The organism is Tersicoccus phoenicis (assembly GCF_001968835.1).
GTDB lineage: Bacteria > Actinomycetota > Actinomycetes > Actinomycetales > Micrococcaceae > Tersicoccus > Tersicoccus phoenicis.
The window spans coordinates 1-976 of the sequence record NZ_MRDE01000086.1; the positions used below are offsets into that span (position 1 = coordinate 1).

1 protein-coding gene and 1 pseudogene are annotated in these 976 nt (G+C 65.7%); both read left to right on the forward strand.

Translation table 11 applies throughout. From position 1 onward, the window contains the following. Positions 1-203, forward strand: a pseudogene (locus BKD30_RS15015) (IS3-like element ISAar4 family transposase); the annotation flags it as partial. After that, a partial coding sequence (locus tag BKD30_RS15020; RefSeq protein WP_076705904.1) for an IS3 family transposase occupies positions 200-976 on the forward strand: 777 nt, incomplete at its 3' end. The pseudogene BKD30_RS15015 and the gene BKD30_RS15020, both read left to right, overlap by 4 nt.

A 976-nucleotide genomic window follows, 5' to 3' on the forward strand; every position in this document is an offset into this window, starting at 1 on the left:
TGGCGAAAGAATACGGTATTGGTGCAGAGACGCTGCGGAACTGGGTGAACAAGCACCGGCGTGAGCACGCCGGCGAGGAACCCGAGCTGAGCGAGCCGGAACGGCAGGAACTGGCCCGGCTGCGTAAAGAGATCCGCGAGCTGAAGATGGAGCAGGAGTTCCTAAAAAAAGCGGCGGCCTTCTTCGCCAAGGAGTCCCGGTGAACGCCAAGTACGCGTTCATCCACGGTGAGGAAGGCAACTATCCGGTGCGGAAGATGTGCACCTGGGCGACGGTGTCCCGATCGGGGTACTACGAGTGGCGGGACCGGGAACCATCGGCCACCGCCCGCTGGCGGGCCGAGCTCGGGGAGATCATCGAGTACCTCTTCATCGACTCCGACCGCACCTACGGGCACCGGCGCCTCCACGCCGCCCTGACCCGACTGGGCCGAGGCTGCGACCCGCAGACCGTCCGGAAGATCATGGCCGAACGGGACCTGATCCCCTGTCAGCCCAAGCCCCGCCGGCCGGTCACCACGATCGCCGCCGACGCCGGGACCACCCCGGACCTGCTGGCCCGGGACTTCACCGCGGCCGAACCCGGGACCAAGCTCGTCGGCGACATCACCTACATCGACACCTGGGCCGGCTGGGTGTACCTGGCGACCGTGCTGGACTGCTTCTCCAAGAAGGTCGTCGGTTACGCGATGGCCGAGCACATGCGCACCGACCTGGTGACCGAGGCGCTGGGCATGGCCGCCCGGAACGGGCACGTCCGCGCCGGGGTGACGATCTTTCATTCTGACCGGGGCACCCAGTACACGTCCCAGGCGTTCGCCGAGTACACCGAGAAGATCGGTGTCACCCGTTCGGTGGGCAGGACGGGCATTTGTTACGATAATGCGTGGGCGGAATCGTTCAACGCCACCTTGAAAGTGGAACGAGTGCACCGCACGGTCTACCCGACCCGGGAACATGCGATCCGTGATGTCACC